This window comes from Streptomyces liliiviolaceus (genome assembly GCF_018070025.1).
GTDB lineage: Bacteria > Actinomycetota > Actinomycetes > Streptomycetales > Streptomycetaceae > Streptomyces > Streptomyces liliiviolaceus.
In genome coordinates this window covers 6025503-6051825 of sequence record NZ_JAGPYQ010000001.1, presented here as the reverse complement: position 1 = coordinate 6051825, position 26323 = coordinate 6025503, and the positions used below count along the sequence as shown (strand labels likewise).

The window sequence follows — 26323 nt, the reverse complement described above, 5'->3', positions numbered from 1 at the left end:
GACGAAAGGGAAACCCGGTGACGGTCACGCGCAGATCCCTACTGATCGCAGGCACGGCCACTCCGGTGGTTCTCGCCGGGGCCCCGGACTCCTGGGCCGCCGAGGGGGCCGTACCCCGGGCCAGGACTGGGACGGGTGGCCGGTCGATCCCGCTCCGGGACGGCTGGCGTTTCGCGCTCGTCGACCCGTCCGGCGTCACCGACCCCACCGGGGAGTACGCCCGGGCCGCCGAACCCGGCTACGACGACTCGCGGTGGCGGCAGATCTCCGTGCCGCACGACTGGAGCATCGAGCTCACCCCCACCACCGATCACGGCACCAGCAGCGGCACCGGCTTCCTGCCGGGCGGCCTCGGCTGGTACCGGATCGCCTTCACCCTGCCGCCCGCGTACGCCGGAAAGCGGATCTCCGTCGAGTTCGACGGCGTGTACATGGACTCCTCCGTGTACTGCAACGGCGAACCCGTCGGCCAACACCCCTACGGCTACACGGGGTTCGCCCTCGACCTGACCGACCTGCTGCACACGGACGGCACCACCGCCAACGTCCTCGCGGTCCAGGTCAGGAACCAACTCCCCAGCAGCCGCTGGTACTCGGGGAGCGGCATCTACCGCGAGGCACGCCTGGTCGTCACCGAGCCGGTGCACGTCCAGCGCTGGGGCACCTACGTGACGACCCCGGAGATCGACGACGGCCACGCGCTCGTCCGCGTACGGACGACTGTGGTGAACGCGTCGGGGACCGCGGGACGGGTCGAGGTGAGATCCGCGGTCGTCGACCCGGACGGCCGTACGGTGGCCCGGGGGACGAGCGCGATCGACATCGGGGACACGGGCACCGCGGACCAGCAACTGAGCGTGCCCAAGCCGAAGTTGTGGTCGTACGAGCATCCATGGCGCTACACCCTGCACACCGAACTCCGGGTCGACGGCCGGACCACCGACACCTACCGCACCCCGTTCGGCATCCGCCACGTCGTCTTCGACGCAGACGACGGCATGACCCTGAACGGCACCCACGTCAAACTCCGTGGCGTCAATCTCCACCACGACCTCGGCGCACTCGGCAGCGCCGTCGGCGCGGACGCCGTGGAACGCCAGCTGAGGATCATGCGCGGCATGGGCGTCAACGCCCTGCGCACCTCGCACAACCCCCCGGCGCCCGAGGTGATCGAGGCCTGCGAGCGGCTGGGCATCGTGATGATGGTCGAGGCCTTCGACTGCTGGCGGCGCGGCAAGAACCGCTACGACTACGGCCGGTTCTTCGACGAGTGGTCCGACCGGGACATCGCGGAGATGGTCCTGGCCGCGCGCAACTCACCCGCCGTCGTCCTGTGGTCCATCGGCAACGAGATCCCCGACTCCACCTCGACCGCCGGCCTCGCCATGGCCGACCGGCTCGTCGACGACGTGCGGCGGCTCGATCCGACCCGGCCGATCGTGATCGGCTCCGACAAGTACCGGAGCCTGCCCGCCGTCGGCTCGCCCGCCGATCTGATGCTCGCCAAGATCGACGGACTCGGCCTCAACTACAACACCGCCGCCTCGGTCGACGCCCTGCACGCCCGCTATCCGCACCTGTTCCTCTTCGAGTCGGAGTCCTCCTCCGAGACCTCCACCCGCGGCGCCTACCAGGAGCCCGAACACCTCAACACGGGCGAGAACCACACTCCGGGCCGCCGCGACACCTCCTCGTACGACAACAACCTCGCCTCCTGGACGATGAGCGGCGAGTACGGGCTGAAGAAGGACCGGGACCGCAAGTGGTTCACGGGGGAGTTCCTGTGGTCGGGCATCGACTACATCGGCGAGCCCACGCCGTACGACGTGTTTCCGGTCAAGGCGTCCTTCTTCGGCGCGGTGGACACGGCCGGCTTCCCGAAGGACATGTACCACCTCTTCAGGAGCCAGTGGACCGACGAACCCATGGTCCATCTGCTCCCCATGGACTGGACGGACCACGAACCGGGCGCCACCGTGGAGGTCTGGGCCTACTCCAACGTGGACACGGTCGAGCTCTTCCTCGACGGAAAGTCGCTGGGCACGAGGAAGTTCGACGAGAAGAAGACCACCGACGGGCGTACGTACCTGGAGACCACCGAGGCGACGGGCGACGACAAGACCGTCACCGGCGGCCCCTGGCCCGGGAGTTACACCAGCCCGACCGGCAGCGCGGGCAAACTGCACCTCACCTGGCGGGTGCCCTTCGCCCCCGGTGAGCTCAAGGCGGTGGCCAGACGCGACGGCAGGGCCGTGGCCACCGATGTGCTGCGCACCGCGGGCGAGCCGCACGCGCTGCGGCTCACGCCCGACCGCAAAGCCGTTGCCGCGGACGGCCGTTCGCTGTGCTTCGTGACCGCGGAGGTGGTCGACGCCCGTGGTGTGGTGGTGCCCGGCGCCGACCACGTGCTCGCCTTCGACGTCGACGGCGGATCGCTGGCCGGCGTCGACAACGGCCGCGAGGAGAGCGCCGAGCGCTACCAGGCGAGCACCCGTACGGCCTTCCACGGCAAGGCGCTGGCGATCGTCCGCGCCGGGACGCAGGAGGGGAGTCTCCGACTGCGGGCACGCTCGGCGGGGCTGCGGACGGCGACCGTGGCCGTACGCGCCACCGCCGCCCGGCCCCAGGTCCTCACCCCGGCACCCGACTTCGCACCCGACCCGGGGCCGGGTGCCCCCGACCACCCACGTGCGGACGCGAGTTACTCGGGCCGCCCGGACACCCTGCCCGCCGCCATGCTCGACGGCGACCCGGCCACCGGCTGGTCCAACGCGTTCTTCAAGGCGGCCACGGCCCTGCTGCCCGCCTTCGACGGCGCCCGCGAGGAGGACTGGGTGTCCGTCGAGTGGGGCCGCACCCGGACCGCCGACCGGATCGAGGTCTCCTTCACGGTCGACGCCACGCACTCCCTGCCCGCCCGGCTGGACGTCGCCTTCTGGGACGGCCACCGCTACCGGCCCGTGCGGGGCGCCGCCATCGACTGGGCCACCGCGTCCGACGCGCCGACAGCGGTCACCTTCGACGCCGTACGCGGCAGCCGGCTCCGCGTCACCATGCGGAGCGGCCACCCCGGTGAGGCCCGGGGCGGCCTGCGGATCAGCCGCCTGGAGGTCCCGCCTCGCTGACCTCCCGCTCGCCGGCCCGGTCCGCGCCGGGGGCGAGCGGCCGGGGCTGCTCGTGCCCGGTGAGGGTGTGCAGTTCGGCGGGGGACAGGGGCCGGTGCAGTGCGACGTACTCGCCGTGCGGGAGCCGTTTGATCACGCCGGTCTCGCGGCCGTGCGACACCAGTTCCCTGTCCCGGCGTTGGAGGCCGAGGCAGATGCGCCGGGTCGCGACGAAGGTGAGCACCGGGACGGCGAACACGGCGATCCGCACGGCCCAGGTCACCGTGTTGATGGACAGATGCAGACGGGTGGCCACGATGTCGTTGCCGCCGCCCGCCAGCAGGATCAGATACAGGCTGATCCACGCGGCGCCGATGGACGTACGGACCGGCCGGTTGCGCGGCCGGTCCAGGAGATGGTGTTCCCGCTCGTCGCCGGTGACCCAGGACTCCAGGAACGGATAGGCGCCGATGAAGACCAGCAGGAGCGGGAAGACGACGATCGGGATCAGCACGCCCAGGACCAGTGTGTGCCCGGCCACGGTGATCTCCCACCCCGGCATGACGCGTACCAGCCCCTCGGCGAAGCCCAGGTACCAGTCCGGCTGCGCCCCCGTGGACACCTGGTCGGCGCGGTAGGGGCCGTACGACCAGACCGGGTTGATCGACGCGACCGCCGAGATGAGGGCGATCACCCCGAACACCAGGAAGAAGAAACCGCCCGCCTTGGCCAGGTAGACCGGCATGAACGGCGAGCCAACGACGTTCCGTTCGGTTTTCCCCGGGCCCGGGAACTGGGTGTGCTTGTGGTACACGACGAGGATCAGGTGGGCGACCACCAGGGCCGCCATGATCCCCGGGATGACCAGGATGTGCAGCGAGTAGAAGCGCGCGATGATGTCGTCACCGGGGTACTCGCCGCCGAACAGGAAGAACGACAGATACGTTCCGACGATCGGCACCGACAGGACGGCGCCGTCCACGAACCGCATCCCGGTGCCGGACAGCAGATCGTCGGGGAGCGAGTAGCCGAAGAGCCCCTCGAAGAGGCCGAGGAACAACAGCGTCCAGCCGAACAGCCAGTTGACCTCACGGGGCCTGCGGAACGACCCCGTGAAGAAGTGCCGCATCATGTGCATGAGCATCCCGGCGATGAAGATCAGCGCCGCCCAGTGGTGGATCTGCCGGATCAGCAGACCGCCCCGCACGTCGAAGCTGATGTCCAGCGTGGACGCGTACGCCTCCGACATCCGGATGCCGTTCAGCGGGACGTAACTGCCGTTGTACGTGACCTCGTTCATCGACGGGTGGAAGAACAGGGTCAGATAGACGCCGGTCAGGACGAGGATGACGAAGCTGTAGAGGCAGATCTCCCCGAGCAGGAACGACCAGTGGTCCGGGAAGACCTTGCGCAGGTACTTCCTGCCGAGGGTGTGGGTGCCGAGGCGGCCGTCGAACCAGTCGGCGACCCGCTGACCGGAGGAGGCGCCGGGACCCCTCGACCCGGCGGCCGGCCGTTCGCCGGCGGTCACGCGTCCGCCCTCTTTTCCGCCTTCTCCGCCTTCTCCGCGGGCTCCACGTGGGTGAGCTTGTCGGGGTTGGTGACGACGTAGACACCGGACACCCGGTCGCCCTCCGGGGTGAGGTCCAGGACGATCACCGCGTAGGGGGCGGTACCCGCGAACAGCACCGCGGCGTCGTCGCCGTTGACCCGCCGGTAGCGCAGGTCGAGGTGCTGCCCCGCGCCCCGCGAGGCACCGGCGGTGAGCAGGCGGATGGCCTTGTCCCGGCCGTGCACCGGCAGCAGCCCCGCCGGCCGCCGCTTGCCGCCGCCGTCGGTCCACACCGTCACGTCCGGCGCGAGGATCTCCATCAGCGCGCCGATGTCCCCGCCGAGCGTGGCCTCGACGAACCGCTCGGTCGCCTCCCTGCGCACCCGTGGATGCGCCTCGTACAGCGGACGTCGGGCGTGCACGTGCCGGCGGGCGCGGTGCGCGAGCTGGCGTACCGCCGCCGGGCTGCGGTCGATGACCTCCGCGATCTCCGTGTGTGCGTACCCGAACACCTCGTTGAGGACGAACACCGCCCGCTCCAGCGGCGTCAGCGACTCCAGGACGACGAGCATCGCCATGGAGACGGACTCGGTGCGCAGGGTGCGGTCGGCCGCGTCCGCCGGCGCCTCCTCGGTGGCCGCGGCCACCAGCGGCTCGGGCAGCCACGGACCCACGTACGTCTCGCGCCGTCGGCTGATCGCGGCGCGGCGGGTCAGCGCGTGGTTCACCGCGACGCGCACCAGATAGGCGCGCGGGTTCTCGATGTGCCGCTCCGGCGACCGGTCGCGGCTGCCGGACCAGGACAGCCAGGTGTCCTGGAGTACGTCCTCGGTGTCGGCGACGCCGCCGAGCATGTTGTAGACGATCGCGAACAGCAGCTCGCGGTGTTCCATGAACTGCCCTGTGGCCGAGGTCGGTTGCTCATGGGTCTGAGGTGCCGGACTGTCGGACATGCCTGTGCCTCCCGTAGCGCGCTCACTACTGCGAGGGCTCCGGGGGGCCGAGATGTGACAGGTCACGGCGGAATGTGACACAGGTCTCAGGCGTGTGCGGCACCGGGCGCTTCGGGAGGCGGGGTACGGGCCGACCCGCCCTCGGGGCCGCCGACCGAGGGCGGGAGATCGGGGTCGACGGCCCGTTCCGCGCGGGAGAGCCGCCGTCCCGCGCGGGGCCTTCCGAGAAGGGCCGGGTACCAGTGGACTGCCGGTTCTCCCGTGCCGGGAGCGTGCGCGGGCCCCGGTCGCGGGTACACGCTTCACACGGGGTGCTCGGCGGCCAATACCCGGCCGGACCTTTCCGCCCGCCATGAGTTGACCGGGACGGACCGGAACGAGTTGCCGAGAAGGGCCCGACGACTTGACCGGGATGGATACTGACTTTCCTTCAATGGGCGGATGTCGTTGAAGTGGCTCACGTGCCTTGTTGGGCGTGAGCGTCATGTGCAAGGGTGAACTTCCTCGCACATGGCCAATGGCCAGGTCTGATTCACCGTTCGGGATTTCATCGTGCCGTCGGGCCCGAAAGGCTCACGGCCGGCGGATGCCGAGTGGGAGACGTCCCGGCCGCTTTCCGTGCGCCAAGCCCGAAAGGTACGCACCAACAGGAGCTCCTTTTCGGCGGTCAGAACTCCTGTGTGCCGCCTTGTGCCGTGGAAGGAAACCGCTCAGTGCACACCCCCCACCCGCCTCGTCCGCCGTATCCGCCCGTCCCCGGTGCCGCCCCCGGAGAATCCGACGAGAGCCTCGCCGCCCTCCTCAGGGCGCAGCCGGAGGACGAACTGGCCCACCCCGTCGCGCTCCTGCTCGCGCGGCACTGGCAGTCGACGCACGACTACGCGGTCATCTGCCTCGCCTCCTCGGCGGACGTCGCCTCGATGGTCACCGCCGCCGCCTTCCAGCAGGTACTGGAACGCCTCCGGCGCGCCGGTTCCGCTGCCGCCCTGCGCCCTCAGCTCCTGGTGGCCGTACGGGACATCATCAAGGTGTGGTCCGCGGAGGACCGGATATCCGAGGCCCTGCCGGATCTCCGGAAACCGGCCGGCGGCCGCGGTATGCGCGTGGCGAAGTCCATGACGCCGGAAAATCGCAAGCTCGCGGAACGTTCTTTCCAAGCGCTTCCGGGACTCGCCCAGTGCGTGCTCTGGCACACCGAGGTCGAGGCCGAGCACATATCCGTACCGGCCGGTCTGCTGGGCATGGATGTCGACAACGCGTCGGCCGCGCTCGAACAGGCCCGGGAGAAATTCCGCGAAGGCTGTGTACGGGCCCACCGTGAACTCGCGCCGAACAAGGATTGCCGCTACTACAACCGTCTCCTGGACGTTCCGATTCGGCGCGGCGGCGCCTTGCTCCCCGATGTGCAGCAACATCTGCTGGCGTGCCGTTTCTGCCGTTACGCGGCCGAGCAACTGAGCCATTTCGAGGGCGGTCTCGGCGGGCTGCTCGCCGAAGGCGTGCTCGGCTGGGGCGCCCGCCGATATCTCGAATCGCGGCCGAGCGGCGGCCTTTCGGCGGCCCGGGGCGTCCGGCACACCGGAAGACGCGCGGGCGGCGGCGGCCGTCCCCGTCCGCGGTCCCGGCGCTCCGTCCGGCAGGGGCGGCACTCCTCCCCGGGCCCACGGCACACGAAGGCACTCCTCACCGGAGCGGGCCTGGTCTCGGTGGCCGTCCTCGCGACCGTCCTGGCCACGAGCCCGTGGTCGCCGGACGGCGACGGGGCCGACCCGTCGGCCACCGTCGGGGCGTCCGCCAGTCTCTCCCCCGGCGGGCAGGCCCCGCCCGCCAGGTCGTCCGCCCCGCCGGACTCGGCGGGGCTGCCCACCGGTCCCATCAGGACCCGGCTGCGGAACCTCGCCGCGGACCTCTGCCTCGACGTCAAGGGCGACCGGGCGAAAGCCGGCGCGGGCGCCGAACTGGACGCGTGCTCGGCCGCCGCGACACAGAAGTGGGCGTACGAGAGGGACGGCCTCCTGCGCAGCGCCGCCGACCCCGAACTGTGCCTCGACTCCCACGTGGACGCCGGCGTGATCGTCCTGGGCGACTGCGCCGCCGCGTCCGCCAAGAGGGGTGACGACGTGCGCTACGACCTCACCGTGCGGGGCGAGTTGCTGCCCCGCTGGCAGGCGGAGCTGGCCGTCGCGCCCGCCGCGGACGAGGCCGGGGCGGAGGTGGTGGTGAAGATCCGTGACCGCGGCGACGACCAGCGCTGGCTCACCGACGACACCAGGGCGACGCCCGAGTCGCTGTCGATAGCGGGAACGGCCGCGCCGTCCGGCGGGCCGGCCGCCGACCGGTCCGCCGCGGACACGCGGATCGGCTCCGAGCCGGGCGCCGGAGCCGGCCCGCCGCCCGCGCTGTCCCTCCTGCCGGCGAGGCCGGTCACCGCCCTCGGCCGGTGACCGGCGGATCCCGCCTCGCGGCGGACGGCTTCGTGGCCGTGGCGCCGGTCAGGCGGTCCCCTCCGCCAGGTCGTCGGCGCCGAGGTCGGCCGGCCCCGCGTGTCCCGACAGGGCGAGAGTCAGGTCGAGTTCGGCCAGCAGACAGCGGATGACATGCTCGACGCCGGCCTGGCCGTCGAGGCCGAGCCCGTAGGCGTACGGACGCCCGACGAGCACCGCCTCGGCGCCCAGTGCCAGTGCCTTGAAGATGTCGTCGCCCGTGCGGATCCCGCTGTCGAAGAGGACGGTCAGCCGGTCTCCGGCGGCCTCGACCACCCCGGGCAGCGCGTCGGCGGCGGCGACGGCACCGGCCACCTGGCGTCCGCCGTGGTTGGAGACGACCACGCCGTCCATCCCGGTGTCGACGGCCCGCCGGGCGTCGTCGGGGTGCAGGACGCCCTTCAGGACGATGGGGCCGTCCCAGTTCTCCCGCAGGAACTCCAGGTCGGGCCAGGTCTTCGCGGGATCCGCGAACATCCCGACGAAGTGCATGACGGCCGCGTTCGGGTCCTCGTGCACGGGCTTGGCCAGACCTGCCCGGAACGCGGGGTCGGAGAAGTAGTTGGCGGTGCCCACCCCGTGCAGGAACGGCAGGTACGCCTGGTCCAGGTCGCGGGGCCGCCAGGCCAGCAGGGGGGTGTCCAGCGTGACGAACAGCGCGGTGAACCCGCAGGCCTTCGCCCGGTCCAGGAAACTCTTCGTGACCTCGCGGTCCTTCGCCCAGTACAGCTGGAACCAGCGTTCCCCGTCGCCCATCGCCTCCGCGACCTGCTCCATCGGCGTGCTGGAGGCGGACGACAGGATGAACGGAACCCCCTGTGCGGCGGCGGCCCGGGCCGCCGCCGGATCGGCGTCCGGGTGCATGATCGACAGGACGCCGACCGGTGCGAGGGCGAGGGGCGCGGGCAGCGGGCGGCCCAGCACCTCGACGGACAGGTCGCGTTCGTGGACGTCCCGGAGCATGCGCGGCACGATCCTGCGCCGCTCCAGGGCCGCCCGGTTGGCCCGTGCCGTACTGCCGTTGCCCGCGCTGCCCGCCACATAGCCCACCGGGCCGGGCCCCAGCCGCTGTCCGGTGAGCTCCTCCAGCCGGGTCAGATCGGTGGGCAGCCGGGGCACCGCTCCCGTCATGCCGTTCAGATAGATCTCGTACTGGAAGTCCGCCCAGTGCTTCGTCATCCGTACGCTCCGCCTCTCGCCCTGGATCCGGTGACCGGGCCCGTGCCGTCGCGGCCCACGGCCCCGCGACGATCCTGACGAGCGGGACAAGATCCGTCCAGCACGGGGACGGCACGCTCAGGCACGGGGACGGCACGGTCAGGCGGGTAACGGCACGCTCAGGCCGGGAACGACACCCGTACCGACACCAGGCGGCCCGTCGGGTCCAGGTCCGCCGTGACCGGGAACCAGCCGTCGCCCTGGCCCGTCATCGCGCACAGGACCTGTGCGCCGCCGACCTGTACGGTGCCGGACTCCAGCGGGGAGGCGCGGACCGCCCGCATGATCTGCCAGTGGTGGGAGTGCGGGCGGAAGTCCACCATCAGGCGCCGTGCCGGGTCCGCGTCCTTCCAGTCGAAGAGAGCCGTGGCCAGCCGCATCGCGTCCGGCATCGGCAGTCCCGTCCAGCCCTTCACGCCCTTCTCGCCGGGCTCGCCCAGGTCGGGGGCCGCGAACTCGGTGACGGCGTCGGCCTCGGCGGCGCCCCAGAAGGCGACGTCGGCCAGCCCGTCCACGGGGTCGTCGTGCCGCCAGGCGCTCAGCGCGTCGGCGTCGCCGAAGAGCAACCGGGCCCAGTCGACGCGGATCTCTCCCAGTTCCACCGACTTGACGGCGGCGACGGCGGGGGAGGGGGCGATGGGCACCACGATGCCGCTGTGCGTCGCGAGGACCGGCAGCGGACGGTCCCGGGGCAATCCGCCGAGGGCCACGACCGGTACGCCGTTCATCAGGAAGCAGCCTCCGCCGCGTTCCGCGCACTGTCGTACCCGCTCCCGGTGCGGCACCCGTTCGGCGCAGGCTTCGAGGACGGCGTCCAGGCCCTGCTCCCGGCAGTGCGCGCCGAAGAGTTCGACCAGCCGCGCGGCCCCGGACGCCGGGATGTCGTGGAGCGTCCGGCCGGGCTGCCGGCCGAAGGAGTGCGCCGCGGTGTCGGCGTCGGGGCCGGTGATCAGGAAGTCGGTCGCCGCGCCCACATCGGCGGCGACCGCCGGATCCTGGACGCCGAACGCTCCCGGGTCCACCAGCGCCGGTGAACCCTCTCCGCTCCACATGCCCAGATGACCGCCGTCGACGATCACCAACTCACCGGACGGACAGGTGATCTCGCCCAGTCCGTAGATCTCTCCCATGGCGGGGCAGTCTACGAAGACCGCGTTCCCGGGCAGCCCCCCTGCGGCGGGAGCTGTCCGGATTTCGCTGTCGGGATCTGTCGAGGTGTGTCGGGGGCCGCGCGGCGCCAAGCCCCGGGAGTCGTCAGCCGTCGGCCGCCATCGGGCCGTTGTTCGCCCCGGCCCCAGCCCCGGCGCCGTGACCGGCCTCGGCTCCGGTTTCCGGCCCCGTCCCAGGTCCGGTGATCGGCGGTACCGGCACGTCCACGGTACGGACCAGCCGCGCGCCCTTCGGCCCGTACGCCGCCCTCGGCTCGGGGAAGAACCACAGCAGGCCGAGGAACAGGACCGCCGCGACGGCCAGGGAGATCGGCAGTCCGATGTCGACCCCGCCGGCCAGATCGCCGAGCGGACCCACGAACTGGCCGGGGATGTTCGTGAAGAGGACACCGAGCAGCGCGGAGACCCACCAGGCGGTCATGCCGCGCCAGTTCCAGCCGTGCGTGAACCAGTAACGGCCGCCGCGCTGACGCCGGTTGAAGACCTGGAGCGCGTCGGGGTCGTACCAGCCGCGACGGGTGAGGAAGCCCAGCATCATCACGACCATCCACGGGGTCGTACACGTGATGATCATCGTCGCGAACGTGGAGATGCTCTGGACGAGGTCGAAGCCGAACCGGCCCACGAAGATGAACGCGATGGACAGCACACCCACCAGCACCGTCGCCCGTACCCGCGACAGCCGCGGGAACACGGAGGAGAAGTCGAGCCCCGTGCCGTACAGCGCGGTCGTGCCCGTCGCCATGCCGCCGATCAGCGCGAGCAGACACACCGGCAGGAAGAACCAGCTCGGCGAGATGGCCAGCAGCCCGCCGACGAAGTCCGGGGCCGCCGGGTCGACGTACTCCGGGGCCTTGGCGGCGATGATGCTCGCCGTCGCGAGACCGAAGACGAACGGCAGCAGGGTCGCGATCTGCGACAGGAACGCGGCCCCGACCACCCGGCGGCGCGGGGTGTTCGCCGGGATGTAGCGCGACCAGTCGCCGAGGAACGCGCCGAAGGACACCGGGTTCGACAGCACGATCAGCGTGGAGCCGATGAACGACGGCCAGAACAGATCCTGCGTCGCCGCGTCCGCCGACGCCGTGAAGACGCCCGCGTACGACGGGTCGAAGTCCCCGGCGAAGGCCGCCAGGCCGATCAGGAACAGCACGGTCGCCGAGGCCACCGCGACCTTGTTGACGAACAGCATGAAGCGGAACCCGTACACGCACACCGCGAGGACCAGTACGGCGAACAGCGCGTACGCGACGACGTACGAGAGGTTGCCGCGCTCCAGGCCGAAGAGCCGGTGCGCGCCGCCGACCAGGGCGTCACCGGAGCTCCACACCGAGATCGAGAAGAACGCGATCGCCGTGAGCAGGGACAGGAACGAGCCGACGACCCGGCCGTGCACTCCGAGGTGGGCGGAGGAGGAGACGGCGTTGTTCGTGCCGTTGACCGGTCCGAAGACCGCCATCGGGCAGAGGATCAGCGCGCCCGCGAGCACGCCGAGGAGAGTCGCCGCGAGTCCCTGCCAGAAGGAGAGCCCGAAGAGGATGGGGAAGGCGCCGAGGACGCAGGTGGAGAAGGTGTTGGCCCCGCCGAAGGCGAGCCGGAAGAGATCGAGCGGGCTCGCGCTGCGGTCCGCGTCGGGGATCCGCTCGACACCGTACGGCTCGACCTCGGTGAGCGACGGCGGCGGCGTGACGGGGGAGGCCGGGGCGAGCGGGGAGTTTTGGGACAAGGAGGGGCTCCAGCGATGGACCGGCCCTGGCGGGCTGGGCGGGGGAGCGCGTGGTGACGCGGCTGACGGGACGGCGTGCCGCCGCGCGGGGGTGCGCGCGGCGCGGGGAAGCCGTCCCCTGGTGCGGTGGTCTGCCGAAGCTATGGGGCGGACCGAGGGCCGCACCAGTGGATGAACCGTCCATCTTGGCGGTCGAGGGTGGAGGAATGCTCCACCCTCGCGTACCCCAGCCGGGCGCTGGTTGCTGGTCGCCGGCGGGGTCAGCTGTCGTCGTCGGTGGCGGCCAGCTTGTCCTCCGGGGCCGAGGCCGGGGCCGGAGCCGTGTTCGGGGTGGGTTCCGGTCCGTCGGGGCCCTGTGCGCGGACCCGCTGCACCTGCTCCAGGGAGTCCCGCAGCTCGCTGAGCCAGTCGTCCGTGTGGCGCTCCACGAGCCGTACGCACCAGGCGAGGGCGTCGCTGCGACTGCGGGCGACCCCGGCGGCGATCAGGGTGTCGAGCACCTGGCGCTGCGGCTGGCGCAGCCGCGTCATGACGGGGGCGGCGACATGTGTGAACAGGGCGCGCTCGCTCCCGCACTCGACACCCCACGAGACCTTCTTCCCGAAGCGGTGCTCGGCGTCCCGGGCGACGGCCACACGGGCGTCGCGGGTGCGCTCGCGGAACTCCTGGATCCGGGAGCCGACGGCGGCCTCCCGCTCGGCGTCCGAGGCGCCCTCGGCGAGCCGGGGTTCGCGGATGCGGCCGATGACGGTGATCTCCTCGCGGTCGGCCGTGACCTCGCCGAGGCTCTCGAAGAGGTCGTCGGGCAGACGGCCGGCGAACCAGCCGCGCAATTTCTCGTGCTGTTCGGCTGTAATCATGTAATGACGATTACTCGCCCCGGGGTGAGGCGCAAGAGGTCTGCGCCCAGCCTGAAGCGGAATGTTTCAGGCCTATTGCTGAGCAGGGGATATCCGGCCAGCGGGTCTCCGCGGCGACCTGGCGCCCGCTCAGTTCCAAGGGGGGCGTGTTCGAATTCCGTCACTTCGCGCCACTGATTCAATACGCAAGGTTACTGAAATCGGTGGGGTCGACGTGTGTTTCCGCCGCGGAATCGGCAGACTCGCGCTCGCCGCACCGGCAACACCGAGCCGGTGCGGCGTTCGACCGAGCGGAAGGATGCACACAATGCCGAACACCGCGCGCTGGGCAGCGACGATCACCCTGACGGCCACCGCCGTCTGCGGTCCCCTGGCCGGGACCGCCCTCGCCACCCCGTCGCCGACCGCGCTCTACGCCCCCTCGTCCCTGGTGTTCACCACGGGCCACGGGGAGATCGCGGCCGAAGCCACACCTGAACGCGCGGTCACCCTGAACTGTGCGCCGACGGCCTCGGGAACCCACCCGGCCGCGTTCCTTGCCTGCGCCGAACTGCGTGCTTCGGGCGGGGACTTCAACGCCCTGACGACCAGATCCGACGTCCTGTGCACCCGTGAGTACGACCCCGTCGTCGTCACGGTCGACGGCGTCTGGCAGGGCAGGCGGATCTCCTACGAGCGCACCTTCTCCAACGAGTGCGTGAAGAACTCCTACGGGACGACCGTCTTCACGTACTGACAGGGCCGGGGTCGCGCGGTCCTCCGAGTGCGTCGGCGGAGGCCCGCGTAAGCGGATGGGGAGTGCGAGTCCCGTCGCGGAGTGCCGCGTGACCTCGCAACAGGGGCCGGCGGAGAGACGGAGTGGGGCCGTCTCTCCGCCGGCCCTGTCGTGTCCGGCTTCATCGACGGCATCGACGGCATCGACGGCATCGACACCATCGGGTCATCGGCGTCACCGCGGGGCGGTGACGCTCCAGGTCCCGACCTCGCGATGTCCGGAGTCGTAGAGGGCCGACCCGTCGCCGGGCTTCAACTCGTAGTGCCGGAGGTTGCCGCCCCAGTAGCGCAGGATCCGCTCCAGCTCCTGGACCGCGTTCCCCTCCCAGCCGGTGTCCGCCATGTCGACTTCGAGAGTGAACTTCATTCGGGCGCTCTCCTCTTGGGGGTTGCCTGTGCCTTCGCCTTGCCTTCAATCGTTCCATTGAATTGCTTTGTGAGACTTGGGCCCACAAATGGCCTGTTCCGGAGGGCGTCGTACGCTGAAACCCTCAACCGGGGTGCTGGAGCGAGCGTGAGGAGCCGGGGTGGGTGACAGACTCCGGGCCGTCGATCTCGCACGGGCGGCCGGTATCTCGACCCAGCAGGTGCGCAACTACGTGGAGACGGGCCTGCTGCCGCCCGTCGAGCGCACGGACAGTGGCTATCGCGTGTTCACGGACGTGCACGCCGACGCGCTCACGGCCGCCCGCGCGCTCGCCGCCGGGCACGGCTGGCCGACGGCCGGGGCCGTCATGCGCGCGGTGCACGGCGACGACCTGGAGACCGCCCTCGCCGTACTCGACGCGAGCCACGCCGAACTCCACCGGGAACGGGGCGAACTCGCCGAGGTGTTGGGCGTCCTGGACACGCTGGTCACGCTCGACACCCCGGCGGCGGACCGTGGAGGCCTGCGGATCGGAGAGGTGGCCGACGCCATCGGCGTGCGGACCCCCGTGCTGCGCCTGTGGGAGGCCCGGGGTCTGCTGCGGCCCACGCGCGAAAGGTCCACCGGATATCGCACCTACTCGGCGTCGGAGGCCCGTTTGGCCCGGATCGTCGCCCTCCTGCGGCGCGGCGAGCACCCCTTCTCCGCCATCGCCCCGGTCCTGGCCGCGCTGCGCACCGGCGGCAGCCCTGAGCGGGTACGGGCCGAACTGGCCGGACGGGAGCGGGAGTTGCTTCGACGGAGCCTGACCCGGCTGCGGGGCTCGGCCGCGCTCGACGCCTATCTCGAACGGCTCGGGAAGACGGTTCGGTAGATCCCTCAGTCCTCGGGAGCCGCAGGAGGTCCGGGAGATGCAGGAGGCGCGGGAGGCGCGGGAGGCAGTTCCGCCAGGGGCGGGAAGCGGCCCAGCAGATCGCAGGCGCGTAACAGGCGGTGGATGCGGGGCCGGTCGGAGACCAGGCGGAGGGTGCCGCCGAGTTCCCTGGCCCGGCGCTCGGCCCGGCACAGCACCCGCAGCCCCGAGCAGTCGAAGAACTCGACCTTCCGGAGGTCCACCACGACCTGGGGCACTCCTGCCGAGGTCAGGGCGTCCAGGTGCTCGCCCAGGGCGCCGGCCGTCGCCATGTCGATCTCGCCCAGCACCTCGACGACGACGAACCCGGGGCCCGGGTAGCTGTGCGCGTACGGATTCGCCGGGGGCGGGCGGAACCCCGCCGCGCTCTCGGGCCCGGACGCCGCCGCGCTCTCGGCCCCGGGCTCCGCCGCGCCCGCGAGCCCGGGTTCCTCGGTGCCGTCCTCGGATGGTCCGGCGGCATGATCATGGGGTTGGGGTGGCATGTCGGCTACCTCGTGCAGGGGCAGGCGTATTCGATCTCGGTTGTTACCCGTAGCGCGCCGGAACCATCCATACCGCACTCAACGCAAGATCTAGTTCACTCGGTCTAGTGAATTTCGGCTATAGCCGTTGACTTTTGGTCTTTATGTTTGCTCAACACTCCCTGTTCATGGGTGTGTTGCCGACGTACAGTCGCCGTGCTGCCCCAGTCCCTGGCTGCACCACGCACTTCGTACGACTGTCTGGCCAAGGAGGGTTGGCGGTGGGAACGCCCGTACGCGCTTCCTCGGACGGGCCCGCGCTGCTCACCGAGCACGGGCTCATGGAACCTGTCCGGGAGATGGAGTTCACGGCCCATTTCGCGCGCCAGGACGGGGAGTTCGCGGCCCAGGCCGCCGCCGTCGCGGTGACGCAGGTCATCGACGCCCCGCTGTCGTTCGTCTCCCCGGTCCTCGACGCGGGGTGCTCCGCGAGCAGATGCCTGCTGGCGCGCAGTGCCGCCGACACCTGCCGGATCGTCCTCACGGCGGACTCCTCGGGCATCACCGTCGCGGCCACCGACGACGTGGCGGTCCCGCTGGACGCCGGGGACCAGGCCGGCGCCAAGAACCTGCCGCTGCTCGCCGTCGTCGACGGAATGAACGTGCACCACGGACCCGACGGGCATGTCTGGGTCGTATGGAAGGGCTCATGGCGGCGGACCGGCCTGACCCACCAGCCCTCGGCGGCTCCGTACGACCTTGATCCACCGCCCCCGGGCGGACCCGCGCAGCCTTAATGCATATGATGCGCAAGTGCGCGACTACTGCATAAGAACGGCGACCCCCGACGACATCGACGGCGCCCGCTCCGTGATGCTCGACACCGTGTACCGGGACTTCGGCACAGGGTACGTACCCCGCTGGCACCGGGACGTCATCGACCTCCACGGTGCCTACGTCGCGCCCGTCCGCCACACCCTGCTGGTCGCGGTCGACCGGCGGGACGGCACGGTGGCCGCGACCGCCGCCCTCGACGCCCGCGGCCCGGCCCACCCGCCGAACCCGCGGCACGTGGCCGAGCGCTACCCCTCCGGCGAGACCGCCCAGCTGCGCCGGGTGTACGTCCGCCCCGAGGACCGCAGACAGGGTCTGGCCCGCCGGCTCGTCGCGGGACTGCTCGACTTCGCGGTGGCCGACGGCGGCTATCGCGCCGCCTATCTGCACACCGACCCGTCGGTGCCCGGAGCCGAGGCGTTCTGGCGTTCGCTGGGCAAGGCGGTCCACGACGAGCGCGAGGAACCGGGCGGCGGCCAGGGAATCATCCACTTCGAAGTCCCCCTGCCCTGACCCCTGCGTCGACGACGCGGCCCGCCCGCACCGGGTACCCCGCACCTCGCACCGAACGAAAGTGACCATGCTCCCTCTGCCACGCCGTCGCAGGTTCGTCGCCGGACTGCTGCTCGCCCCCCTGCTCACCGGCTGCTTCGCCTCCGGCGGTGGCGACGAGTCCTCCGGCGGCGCGGAGGGCGCCCGGCTGAAGGTCGCGCTCGCCTTCCCGCCCGCCGAGAACTTCTCCCCGTACGGCGCCGACGCCACCCTCCTCAGCAGGCTCGGCGTCACCGAGGGCCTGACCCGCCTCGACGCCAACGGCGCCGCCGCTCCCGCGCTCGCCGAGTCGTGGACCCGGGACGGCGACCGCGGCTGGCTGTTCACCCTGCGGGACGCCGCCTTCCAGGACGGCACCGAGGTCACTCCGAAGGCCGTCGCCGCGGCCCTCACCCGCGCCGCGGGCGCCGACCCCGTGACCGCCGCCCTGTCCGGCGTGGAACTGACCGCCGAGGCCGCGGGCGACGGCCGGGTACGCGTCACCACCGCCGACCCCGACCCGGCGCTGCCGCTGCGTCTGTCCAGCCCCGGCCTGGTGATCCTCTCGGCGAAGGCGTACGCGAAGAAGGACGCCGTCAGCCCCGTCGGCACCGCCACGGGCCCCTTCGAACTCACCGGGACGACCGGCACCACCGCGGCCACCCTCGACCGCTTCGACGACTACTGGGGCGGCCGTGCCCAGGCCTCCGGCGTCGACGCGAAGTTCATAGCCGACGGCACCGCCCGCACGAACGCGCTGCGCACCGGCGAGGCCGACATCGCCGAGGCCGTGCCCGTCTCGCAGGCGGCCTCCCTCGACAAGGCGACCCGCCGCGAGACCGCCACCACCCGCACCACCAGCCTGCTGCTCAACACCGGGTCGGGCGCGTTCAGGGACGCGAGGACGCGGGCCGCCGCCCGTGAGGCGATCGACACCTCCGCCCTCGCCAAGGGCGTCTACGAGGGATACGCCGACGCCGGAGCCGGGATCTACGGGCCCGCTCTCACCTGGGCTGCCGACAAGCGCGTCGAGCCGGCCGGCCGGGCCGCGGCGGGCTCCGCCGCGGGGAAGACGCTCACCGTGGCCACGTACGACAACCGGCCCGAGCTGCCCGAGGTCGCCCAGGTGCTGAAGCAGCAGCTGGAGAACGCCGGGTTCACGGTGAAGCTGGAGGTGCGCGAGTACTCGCGGCTGGAGAGCGACGCGCTGGCCGGGAAGTTCGACGCGTTCGTGTCCGCCCGCAACACCATGCTCGACACCGGCGACCCGGTCTCCATCCTCGCCAGCGACTACACCTGCGAGGGCAGCTACAACCTGGCCAGGCTCTGCGACAAGAAGGTCGACAAGGCCGTCTCCGCAGCCGAGTCGGTCAGTGACACGGCCGAGCGGCAGGACGCCGCCATGACCGCCGAGGCGGCGATCCTCGGCACGGACGCCGTCGTACCGCTGGTCCACCAGCGGATCATCACGGGCGTCGGAGCGAAGGTCAGCGGTGTGCTCCTCGACCCGTACGAGCGCGCTCTCGTCGGCGTCGGCACCCGGCGCTGACGGGCGGCGGCGCACGTGAACGGGGCGGCAGGCCTGCTCAGGACCGCCCTCCGAGGCAGGGCTGCCGTGCTGCTCTGGCGCGCCGTCCTGGTCGCCGTCCTGCTCTGCGGCGTCGGGCTGCTGCCGTGGCTCTCGCGCACGGACCCGGCGCTCACCGTGCTCAGGGCGCGGTCCGCCGAGCGCACCGCGACCCCCGAGGTACTGGACGCGATCCGCGCGCAGCTCGGCCTGGACGCCGGGCCGGTGCGGCTGCTCGGCGACTGGCTCGGCGGACTCCTGCACGGTGACGCGGGCGTGTCGTGGATCTCCGGGGCGGAGGTCATGCCGTCCGTCCTCCAGGCGCTCGGCGTCTCGCTGCTGCTGATGGGCGGAGCGCTGGCCGTCGCGGCGGTCACGGCGGCCGGGGTGTGCGCGCGGACCCTGCGGCTCGGGGCCGGCCGACGGCTCGACGAAGGGCGTGCCGCGGGCACCGGCTCGGCGTTCCTGGCCACCCTGCCCGACTTCCTGACCGCCTCGGTGCTCGCCTCCGTCGTCGGGGTGCAGCTCGGCTGGCTGCCCGCCCTCGGCTGGTACGGCCCCCAGTGGATGGTGCTGCCCGCCCTCTCGCTCGGCCTGCCCGCGGGCGCGCTGCTCGGGCGGATGCTCGACGACCTGCTGCCGGGCGCGTTCGCCGAACCGTGGGCGCTGGCGGCCGCCGCGCGCGGAGTCCACGGCCGCACCGTCGCACGGCAGGCCCTGCGCCGTTGCGTACCCGGCCTGCTGCCGAACCTGGGACTCTTCGTCGTCGGCCTGACCGGCGGCGCGGTGGCCGTGGAACAGATCTTCGACATCCCGGGGCTGGGCCGGCTCTCCCTCCAGGCCGCGGTCGCCCAGGACCTGCCCGTCCTCCAGGCCGGCACCCTGGCCCTCGTGGTGCTGGCGGCGGCCGTAGGAGGCCTCGCCCGCCTCGGCGCGCGCCTCCTGATCGGCCCGGCCCTGCGCGACGGCGCACTGCCCTCACTGCACCGCCCGACACCGTCCCGCCCCACGACACCGCCCCTGCTGTACGGGGGCCTGCTGCTAGCCGTCGTGGTGCTGGGCCTGGCCCGCGACCCCCTTGGGCTGGACACCACGGCCCGGCTCCAACCCCCGTCCTGGACGCACCCGTTCGGCACGGACGCGCTGGGACGCGACGTACTGGCCCGCGTGGGCCACGGAGCGCTGGACACCCTGGCCCTGGCCGCCGCGGTCAGCGCCGCCGCGCTGCTCCTGGGCGTGCTGCTGGGGCTGCTGCCGCGGTTCTCCGGGCCGCTCGCCGACACGGTCAACGCGGTCCCGCCGGTCCTGGCGGCCCTCCTGGTCACCGCGGTCGCGGGCAGCGGGTCCGCCACCCCGGCCCTCGCGGTGACGGCGGTCGCCTGGGCGCCCCTGGCCGCCCACACCTCGGCCCTGCTCCGTCAGGAGAAGGCCACCACCCACCTCGCCGCGACCCGGGGCCTGGGCGCGACCCCGCTCCAGCTCCTGCGCCACGAACTCCTCCCCGCGGTCCTGCCCCCGGTCCTGCGCCACGCCCTGCTCCGCCTGCCCGGAGTGGCCCTGTCCCTCGCGGCCCTCGGCTTCCTCGGCCTGGGCGCGCAGCCACCGTCCCCGGAGTGGGGCCTGCTGCTGTCCGAGAACCAGCCGTACGCGGAACGGGCGCCGTGGGCGTCACTGGCACCGGCCGCCGCGCTGGCCCTGCTGGGAGCCGTCGCGGTCACGGCGGGCGGCGGCGTCACCCGACCCCGCTCCCCACGCGCACGGCGCCGACATGCCTGAACCCGAAACGCACGTCAGACCGGCGAGACCCCTCACCACCCTCCGCACCTTCACCTCCCTCTCCCCGCTGCTGCGCCTGCTCGTCCTCACCCAGTTCGCCTTCAACATCGGCTTCTTCGCGGTCCTGCCCTTCCTCGCCGCACACCTGGGCACGGCGATCGGCATGGCGGGCTGGCTGGTCGGCCTGGTCCTCGGGCTGCGGACCTTCAGCCAGCAGGGCCTGTTCGTGGTGGGCGGCGCGCTGGCGGACCGGTACGGGGTGCGTCCGGTGGTGCTCGCCGGCTGCGTCCTGCGCATCGCGGGCTTCGCCTGGCTCGGGTACGCGCAAGCCACCTGGGCGGTCATCGGGGCGGTCCTCCTGATCGGTTTCGCCGCCGCGCTCTTCTCACCCGCGGTCGAGTCGGAGGTGGCCCGGCAGGCGGTGTGCCGGGAGGAGGCGGGGGAGGGCCCGCGGACCCACGTACTGGCCCTGTTCACCGTGGCGGGGCAGGCGGGCGCGTTCATCGGCCCGTTCATCGGGGCGCTGCTGCTGGGCGTGGACTTCCGCACGGTCTGCCTCGCCGGGGCGGCGGTGTTCGTGCTCGTCCTGGCGGGCCACGTGTGGCTGCTGCCGCAACGCATCCCCGGCCGGGCACGGATCCGTACCGGCGGCGGACTCCGCCGCCTGACACGCAACCGCCGCTTCCTGGCCCTGTGCTGCGCGTACGGCGCCTATCTGCTCGCGTACAACCAGCTGTACCAGCTGCTGCCCGTCGAGGTGGAGCGGGCGACGGGCTCACAGGCGCCGCTGGCCTGGCTGTTCGCCCTGTCCTCACTGCTGGTCGTGACGGCCCAGCTGCCCGTCACACGCTGGGCGGGCAACCGCCTGGACCTGCGCCGGTCCATGGTGACGGGACTGCTGCTCATCTCGGCGGGGTTCGCGGTGGTGGCGGCGGCCCGCCCGGCCGCCTGGACGGGAACGGCGGGGCTCCTGCCGGTGGCCGGTTACGTGGTCCTGCTGACCCTGGGCCAGATGCTGGTCGCCCCCGCGGCCCGGGCCTGGGTCCCCGACCTGGCCGAGCCCGACAGACTGGGCCTGTACACAGGCGCCCTCTCCTCGATCTCCGGCCTGATCGTCCTCCTGGGCAGCGCCACCACAGGCACCCTCCTGGACACGAACGTCCCCCCGGCAGTCCCCTGGCTGGTCCTGGCAGCGCTCATGGCGGCAGCGACAGCACTACTGCCCCAACCCCCTCCGGCAAGGACTGGGGCGCAGCCCCGTCCTTGAGGGGCGCGGGGAACTGCGCGACCAGCCGTCCACACCCCCGCAGACGAAAACGCACCCCCGGGAGGGGAATCGCAAAGAGGGGCCACCGTCTCCCTGAAGACGGCGACCCCTCAGCCTAGCGACGACGCAACAGCGTCACATGTGTCACATGTGTCACATGTGTCACATGTTTCACATGTGAACGACAGGCGCGGCGTCGGAATTCTGCTCCGGCACCCCACGACGGAACAGCAGGAACGTAACCAGCGCCCCCGCCGCGAAGAACCCCGCGGACCACCAGAACGCGGTGGTGTAGCTCTCGATGGACGACTGGGCCCGCACCAGCGGATCCCGCGCATCCTTGCCGACCAGGAAGCTGGTCGCGGCACTCGCGGCAAGCGTGTTCAGCAGCGCGGTACCGATGGAACCGCCCACCTGCTGCATGGTGTTGACCGTGGCGGACGCCACCCCCGCGTCCTCCGCCGCGACCCCGCTCGTGGCCAGGGCCATCGCGGGCGGCATCACGATGCCGAGCCCGGCGCCCATCACCAGCAGCGGCGGCAGCACAGCGGTCGAGAAGGCGGAGTCGACGTCGATGGCGGTCAGCCAGACCATCGCGATGGTGGCGAGCGCGAACCCGGCCGGGATGACGGTCTTCGGTCCGATGCGCGGCACCAGGATCGTCGTGGACACCTGGGCCATGACCATCAGGGCGGCCATCATCGGCAGGAAGGCCACACCGGTCTTCGTCGGGCTGAAGCCCAGGTTCAGCTGCAGGTAGTAGGTGAGGAAGAGGAAGACACCGAACATGCCCGCACCGGTCACCAGGACGGCGATGAACGAGGCCGCGCGGGTGCGGTCGAGCAGGACGCGCATCGGCAGCAGCGGGTGCGCGGCACGGGTCTGCCACCAGCTGAACACCGCCAGGAGAATGCCGCCGGCCACCAGGAAGCCCCAGGTCTGGGCGGAGCCCCAGTCGTGCGTCTCGGCGTTGGAGAAGCCGTACACCACGGAGAACAGACCGGCGGAGACCAGCAGCGCGCCCGGCAGGTCGAGCTTGGAGTTCTCGGCGTCACGGTGGTTGTTGAGCAGGATCCAGCCGCCCACGAAGGCGGCGACGGCGAAGACGACGTTGACGTAGAGCGTCCAGCGCCAGTCCAGCGCGTCGGTCAGCACACCGCCGAGCAGCAGGCCGAGCGCGCCACCGGCACCGGCGATCGCGCCGTACACGCTGAACGCCTTGGCGCGTTCCTTGGCGTCGGTGAACGTCGTGTTCAGCAGGGAGAGCGCGGCGGGTGCGAGCAGGGCGCCGAAGACACCCTGGAGGGCGCGTGCGACGACCAGCATCCCGAAGCTGTTGGCCGCGCCGCCGAGCACGGAGGCTCCGGCGAATCCGGCGACACCGATGAGGAAGGCGGGCTTGCGTCCGAAGAGGTCGGCGATCCGGCCGCCGAGCAGCAGCAGCGAGGCGAAGGCCAGCGCGTACGCCGTGACGATCCACTGGCGGTTGCCGTCGGTGAACCCGAGGTCGGCCTGGGCGGAGGGCAGTGCGATGTTCACGATGGTCGCGTCCAGCACCACCATCAGCTGCGCGATACCGATGATCGCGAGGATCCACCACCGGTTCGCCGGGCGCGCGGCGCCGGATGCGTCCGGGGCGCCCTTGCGGGCGTCCTCGGACAGGGTCTGTGTCTTGGACATGGGAGGACTCCAGGGAAAGTTCGCTCGGCACGGGGAGTACGTAAACGAAACTGTTTCGTACTCTTCGAGGCTAGACCACTTTCATCGAAACGACAAAGTTTCGCTAGCGAGACGGACGTCACACGCCCGGCGGTCAACCCTGAGGGCCGGGCGAAGGTCCGGAAACCCGGTTCCGAAGCCTGGTCCCGATGCCCGGCCCCCGAGTCCTACTGCATCTGCCGTCGCACCAGCTCGTGCAGTCGGCCGCCCGTGTCCGCGAGGAGCTGCGCGGGCGTGCCCTGCTGGGCGATCCGGCCGTCCTCCATCACGACGACGCGGTCCGCGTCCATCACGGTGGACAGCCGGTGCGCGATCACCACACGGGTCGCGTTGAGCGCGCGGGTGCTCTCGATGACCGTGCGCTGGGTCTCGTTGTCGAGCGCGCTGGTCGCCTCGTCGAAGAACAGGATGCGCGGGCGGCGGATCAGGGCCTGGGCGATCATCAGCCGCTGGCGCTGGCCGCCGGAGACCGCGCCGCTGCCCGAGACGATCGTGTGCAGCCCCATCGGCATGCGCCTGATGTCGTCGGCGAGCCCCGCCATCTCCGCGGCGGCCATCGCCTCCTCCGGCGTGTAGGGCTCCGTACCGCAGATGACGTCCATGATCGAGCCGGTGAACGGCTGCGCGTGCTGGAGCACGACACCGCACTGGCGGCGTACGGCGGACTGGTCGAGCGCGGCCAGGTCCTGGCCGTCGTACAGCACACTGCCCGCGACCGGCTTGTCGAAGCCGATGAGCAGCCGCAGCAGCGTGGACTTGCCGCAGCCGCTCGGGCCGACGACCGCCACGAACTCGCCGGGCCTGATCGCGAAGGACAGGTCGTCCAGGACCAGCGGCCCGTCGTCGGTGTACCGGAACGACAGCTTCTTCGCCTCGATCGCCCCGGACAGCTCGGCGGGCCGCGTGCTCGCCACGCGCACCTCGGGCTCCGCGTCGAGGACCGGCTTGATCTCCTCGAACATCGGCAGCGCGGCCACCATCGACACGAAGGAACCCGTCAGCTGGGTGACCGAGGTCAGCAGCATGGTCATCGACGTGTTGAAGGTGAGGAAGGCGGCGGCCGACAGCGTTCCGCGCGCCGGTCCCGCCAGCAGCATGAACATGATGAGCGAGCAGAGCGGCAGATACACCGAGCCCAGCACGGTCGTCAGGTTCTTGATCCGGCCGACCCGCTGCTGGAGTTCACGGCTGCGGGCGAACTCGCCCGCCCAGGCCGCGTACGCGTAGTTCTCCGCCGCCGCGACCCGCAGCTTCGGCAGCCCGCGCAGGGTCTGGAAGGCCTGGTTGTTGAGCTTGTTGCTCAGCACGATCAGCCGGCGCTGCCAGCGCACCTGCCACAGCCCGAGCCCGAGGAACACCCCGCCGATCACCACGAGCATGCCGATCGCGGCGAGCGCCATCGGAACACTGAACCAGAACAGCAGCGCGAGGTTCATCGCGCCGACCGTCACCGACTGGACCACCACCGGGCCCACGCCCGCCATCATGCGGCGGATGGCGCTGATCCCCATGGCGGCACTGGCCAGTTCACCGGTGGAGCGCGAGGTGAAGAACTTCGTGGGCAGCCGCAGCAGCCGGTCCCACACGGCCGGCTGGAGCGTGGCCTCGATCCGGCCCTCAAGACGCAGCATGGTGAGGTTCTGCATCAGCATGAACGCCGCCGACACCACGCTGGCGATCATGATGGCCAGACAGATCTGGACGATCAGGCTCTCCTGCGCCTTCGGCACGAACTCGCCCAGCACCTTGCCGGTCGCGACCGGCACCAGCGCGCCGAGCGCCACCGTCACCAGACCGCTGAGCGCGAGATTGCGCATGTCACCGCCCGTGCCCCGGAGGCTGAACCTCAGCAGCCGCAGCGGGGTCAGCCCGCGGTCGGGCAGCGGCCGGTAGAACATCACCGCACGCGGCTCGAACTCCGCCGCGTTCGCCTTCTCCACCGGTGTCTCCCGGCCGCTCGACGGATGCACCGCCACATAGCCGCCGCGCCGCCACAGCAGAGCGGCCGGCGCGCCCGAGGCGACCCGGTGCCCGACCAGGGGGCCCACGTTGTCGCGCCACCAGCGGCCGTCGAGACGGACGGCACGCGCCCGGACGCGGGACGCCAGCGCGATCCGCTCCACCGGGTCGAGACGGTCGCTCTCCGAGCCGCCCTTCGCGGGGTCGGCGAGGGTGATCCCGGCCGCACGGGCGACCAGCCTGCACGCCGCGTACGTGGCATCGGCGTCGGCCGCGCCCTGACCCTGGCCCGAGCGTTTGGATATGGAGGCGAGCAGCGTGCGGTCGGCCTGCGCGCGGACCGCCTCGCCCGCCTTGATGCCCGCGGCCGTCCGGGTCTCGTGCGTGCGCTCCAGCTGCTCGATCCAGCGGTCGAGCGTGGCCAGCAGCCGGTACTGCTGGTCGACCATCGTCTGCCACATCGCCGGGTCGACCAGCAGGTCCGCCGCGGCCTCGGCGCCGTACAGGGAGCCGTACTGCACACTGCCCGGCGGTACCTGCGTCCACAGGATGTCGTCGTCGGTCAGGGCCGCGCCCCGCTCGGTGGCCAGCGGCGCCTCGAAGAGGATGGCGAGGCCCCGGCCGACACCCAGGGAGAGGGCGTACTCCAGGGGGCTGGTCGACGGGGGGACGTACTGGGGGGTGCCGTACGCGTCGTACGTCCAGGTCTCGGTCTGCGGCGGCTGGTGCAGCTCGCGCAGTTCGATACGGCGCAGGACGCACTCCCGCAGGGGCCTGCCGACCAGCGTGTGCTGGGGTCCCGCGACCGGGCCGAGCAGCAGCGAGCCCGTTTCGAGGCGGCCGAGGTGGTGCCAGTGGCCCTGCTGGGCCGCGTCGACGGCGAACAGGTCCATGGCCCCGGCCGCGACCAGCCACAGCACGTGCGGTCCTTCGAGGTCCAGGCGGTTCAGGCCCGAGCCGTCGACCGGGACACCCATGCCGCCGAGCGCGGCGAGCACGTAGTCGCCCTCGGCGCCCGGCTGCTGGTACTGCCCGGGCGGCTGATACTGCTGCCCGGTGGTCTCCTGGTGCCCGTTCTGCGGGTACT

19 protein-coding genes are annotated in these 26323 nt (G+C 71.8%); 9 read left to right on the top strand and 10 right to left on the bottom strand.

The annotated features are described in order from the left end of the window. Positions 1-17: 17 nt before the first annotated feature. Positions 18-3125, top strand: a complete 3108-nt coding sequence (locus J8N05_RS26360) for a glycoside hydrolase family 2 TIM barrel-domain containing protein (protein WP_210886707.1) — start codon at positions 18-20, stop codon at positions 3123-3125. On the opposite strand, the gene qcrB is transcribed toward J8N05_RS26360, so the two are convergent. Together qcrB and sigJ are read right to left on the bottom strand one after the other, a co-directional pair. Next, positions 3097-4635: a cytochrome bc1 complex cytochrome b subunit gene (gene qcrB / locus J8N05_RS26355; RefSeq protein ID WP_210886705.1), complete on the bottom strand. Its 1539-nt coding sequence runs from the start codon at positions 4633-4635 to the stop codon at positions 3097-3099. The two genes, J8N05_RS26360 and qcrB, sit on opposite strands and share 29 nt — an antisense overlap. Continuing rightward, positions 4632-5609, bottom strand: coding sequence for an RNA polymerase sigma factor SigJ (gene sigJ, locus J8N05_RS26350; protein WP_210886702.1), 978 nt, complete (start codon positions 5607-5609; stop codon positions 4632-4634). Before sigJ ends, qcrB begins: the two co-directional genes overlap by 4 nt. A 713-nt stretch (positions 5610-6322) precedes the next feature. Between sigJ and J8N05_RS26345 the strand changes: the two genes are divergently transcribed. Next, positions 6323-8053, top strand: coding sequence for an RICIN domain-containing protein (locus J8N05_RS26345; protein ID WP_210886699.1), 1731 nt, complete (start codon positions 6323-6325; stop codon positions 8051-8053). Positions 8054-8101: 48 nt separating this feature from the next. On the opposite strand, the gene J8N05_RS26340 is transcribed toward J8N05_RS26345, so the two are convergent. From J8N05_RS26340 to J8N05_RS26325, 4 genes are all read right to left on the bottom strand, one after another. After that, positions 8102-9271 (bottom strand): lactate 2-monooxygenase, encoded by a 1170-nt coding sequence (locus tag J8N05_RS26340; RefSeq protein ID WP_210886696.1) that lies wholly within the window; start codon positions 9269-9271, stop codon positions 8102-8104. Between the two features lie 158 nt (positions 9272-9429). Next, a complete protein-coding gene (locus J8N05_RS26335) occupies positions 9430-10440 on the bottom strand; it encodes a hypothetical protein (protein ID WP_210886693.1) in 1011 nt (336 codons plus the stop codon). A 124-nt stretch (positions 10441-10564) separates the two neighbouring features. Next, positions 10565-12205 (bottom strand): purine-cytosine permease family protein, encoded by a 1641-nt coding sequence (locus J8N05_RS26330; RefSeq protein ID WP_247706495.1) that lies wholly within the window; start codon positions 12203-12205, stop codon positions 10565-10567. Between the two features lie 260 nt (positions 12206-12465). After that, positions 12466-13065: a hypothetical protein gene (locus J8N05_RS26325; RefSeq protein ID WP_247706494.1), complete on the bottom strand. Its 600-nt coding sequence runs from the start codon at positions 13063-13065 to the stop codon at positions 12466-12468. 307 nt (positions 13066-13372) lie between these two features. Between J8N05_RS26325 and J8N05_RS26320 the strand changes: the two genes are divergently transcribed. Next, complete coding sequence (locus tag J8N05_RS26320) at positions 13373-13801, top strand: protease inhibitor (RefSeq protein WP_210886690.1); 429 nt, start codon at positions 13373-13375, stop codon at positions 13799-13801. 213 nt (positions 13802-14014) lie between these two features. On the opposite strand, the gene J8N05_RS26315 is transcribed toward J8N05_RS26320, so the two are convergent. Then, positions 14015-14206, bottom strand: a complete 192-nt coding sequence (locus tag J8N05_RS26315) for a hypothetical protein (protein WP_210886688.1) — start codon at positions 14204-14206, stop codon at positions 14015-14017. A 160-nt stretch (positions 14207-14366) separates the two neighbouring features. Here J8N05_RS26315 and J8N05_RS26310 point away from each other — a divergent pair, with 160 nt between their 5' ends. Further along, the gene (locus J8N05_RS26310) at positions 14367-15080 is read left to right on the top strand and encodes a MerR family transcriptional regulator (protein ID WP_210886685.1); all 714 of its coding nucleotides are present in this window, start codon (positions 14367-14369) and stop codon (positions 15078-15080) included. Between the two features lie 5 nt (positions 15081-15085). On the opposite strand, the gene J8N05_RS26305 is transcribed toward J8N05_RS26310, so the two are convergent. After that, positions 15086-15604, bottom strand: a complete 519-nt coding sequence (locus J8N05_RS26305) for an STAS domain-containing protein (protein ID WP_210886683.1) — start codon at positions 15602-15604, stop codon at positions 15086-15088. 260 nt (positions 15605-15864) lie between these two features. On the opposite strand from J8N05_RS26305, the gene J8N05_RS26300 reads away from it, so the two are divergent. The 5 genes from J8N05_RS26300 (at position 15865) to J8N05_RS26280 (ending at position 21558) form a co-directional block, all read left to right on the top strand. After that, positions 15865-16380, top strand: coding sequence for a hypothetical protein (locus J8N05_RS26300; protein WP_210886680.1), 516 nt, complete (start codon positions 15865-15867; stop codon positions 16378-16380). A gap of 16 nt (positions 16381-16396) precedes the next feature. Next, positions 16397-16930 (top strand): GNAT family N-acetyltransferase, encoded by a 534-nt coding sequence (locus J8N05_RS26295; RefSeq protein WP_210886677.1) that lies wholly within the window; start codon positions 16397-16399, stop codon positions 16928-16930. Between the two features lie 67 nt (positions 16931-16997). Further along, positions 16998-18497 (top strand): ABC transporter substrate-binding protein, encoded by a 1500-nt coding sequence (locus J8N05_RS26290; RefSeq protein WP_210886673.1) that lies wholly within the window; start codon positions 16998-17000, stop codon positions 18495-18497. 66 nt (positions 18498-18563) lie between these two features. Next, positions 18564-20291 carry an ABC transporter permease subunit gene (locus J8N05_RS26285; protein WP_247706493.1) on the top strand — a complete coding sequence of 576 codons (1728 nt, stop codon included), beginning with the start codon at positions 18564-18566 and terminating at the stop codon, positions 20289-20291. Further along, on the top strand, positions 20284-21558 hold the full coding sequence (locus tag J8N05_RS26280; protein ID WP_210886671.1) for an MDR family MFS transporter: 1275 nt from the start codon (positions 20284-20286) through the stop codon (positions 21556-21558). The genes J8N05_RS26285 and J8N05_RS26280 overlap by 8 nt, the downstream gene beginning before the upstream one ends. A 171-nt stretch (positions 21559-21729) precedes the next feature. On the opposite strand, the gene J8N05_RS26275 is transcribed toward J8N05_RS26280, so the two are convergent. Both J8N05_RS26275 and J8N05_RS26270 read right to left on the bottom strand, forming a co-directional pair. Beyond that, positions 21730-23238 carry an MFS transporter gene (locus tag J8N05_RS26275; protein ID WP_210886669.1) on the bottom strand — a complete coding sequence of 503 codons (1509 nt, stop codon included), beginning with the start codon at positions 23236-23238 and terminating at the stop codon, positions 21730-21732. Between the two features lie 206 nt (positions 23239-23444). Next, entirely contained in the window at positions 23445-26213 is a 2769-nt protein-coding gene (locus tag J8N05_RS26270) for an NHLP bacteriocin export ABC transporter permease/ATPase subunit (protein ID WP_210890398.1), read from the bottom strand. Between the last annotated feature and the right edge of the window lie 110 nt (positions 26214-26323).

What these genes read in the sequence shown, in the direction of transcription:
- sigJ (WP_210886702.1), bottom strand. Translation starts at nt 5,609, where the DNA reads ATGTCCGACAGTCCGGCACCTCAGACCCATGAGCAACCGACCTCGGCC.
- J8N05_RS26340 (WP_210886696.1), bottom strand. Translation starts at nt 9,271, where the DNA reads ATGACGAAGCACTGGGCGGACTTCCAGTACGAGATCTATCTGAACGGC.
- J8N05_RS26335 (WP_210886693.1), bottom strand. Translation starts at nt 10,440, where the DNA reads ATGGGAGAGATCTACGGACTGGGCGAGATCACCTGTCCGTCCGGTGAG.
- J8N05_RS26325 (WP_247706494.1), bottom strand. Translation starts at nt 13,065, where the DNA reads ATGATTACAGCCGAACAGCACGAGAAATTGCGCGGCTGGTTCGCCGGC.
- J8N05_RS26320 (WP_210886690.1), top strand. Translation starts at nt 13,373, where the DNA reads ATGCCGAACACCGCGCGCTGGGCAGCGACGATCACCCTGACGGCCACC.
- J8N05_RS26315 (WP_210886688.1), bottom strand. Translation starts at nt 14,206, where the DNA reads ATGAAGTTCACTCTCGAAGTCGACATGGCGGACACCGGCTGGGAGGGG.
- J8N05_RS26305 (WP_210886683.1), bottom strand. Translation starts at nt 15,604, where the DNA reads ATGCCACCCCAACCCCATGATCATGCCGCCGGACCATCCGAGGACGGC.
- J8N05_RS26290 (WP_210886673.1), top strand. Translation starts at nt 16,998, where the DNA reads ATGCTCCCTCTGCCACGCCGTCGCAGGTTCGTCGCCGGACTGCTGCTC.
- J8N05_RS26280 (WP_210886671.1), top strand. Translation starts at nt 20,284, where the DNA reads ATGCCTGAACCCGAAACGCACGTCAGACCGGCGAGACCCCTCACCACC.
- J8N05_RS26275 (WP_210886669.1), bottom strand. Translation starts at nt 23,238, where the DNA reads ATGTCCAAGACACAGACCCTGTCCGAGGACGCCCGCAAGGGCGCCCCG.
- J8N05_RS26270 (WP_210890398.1), bottom strand. Translation starts at nt 26,213, where the DNA reads ATGGGTGTCCCGGTCGACGGCTCGGGCCTGAACCGCCTGGACCTCGAA.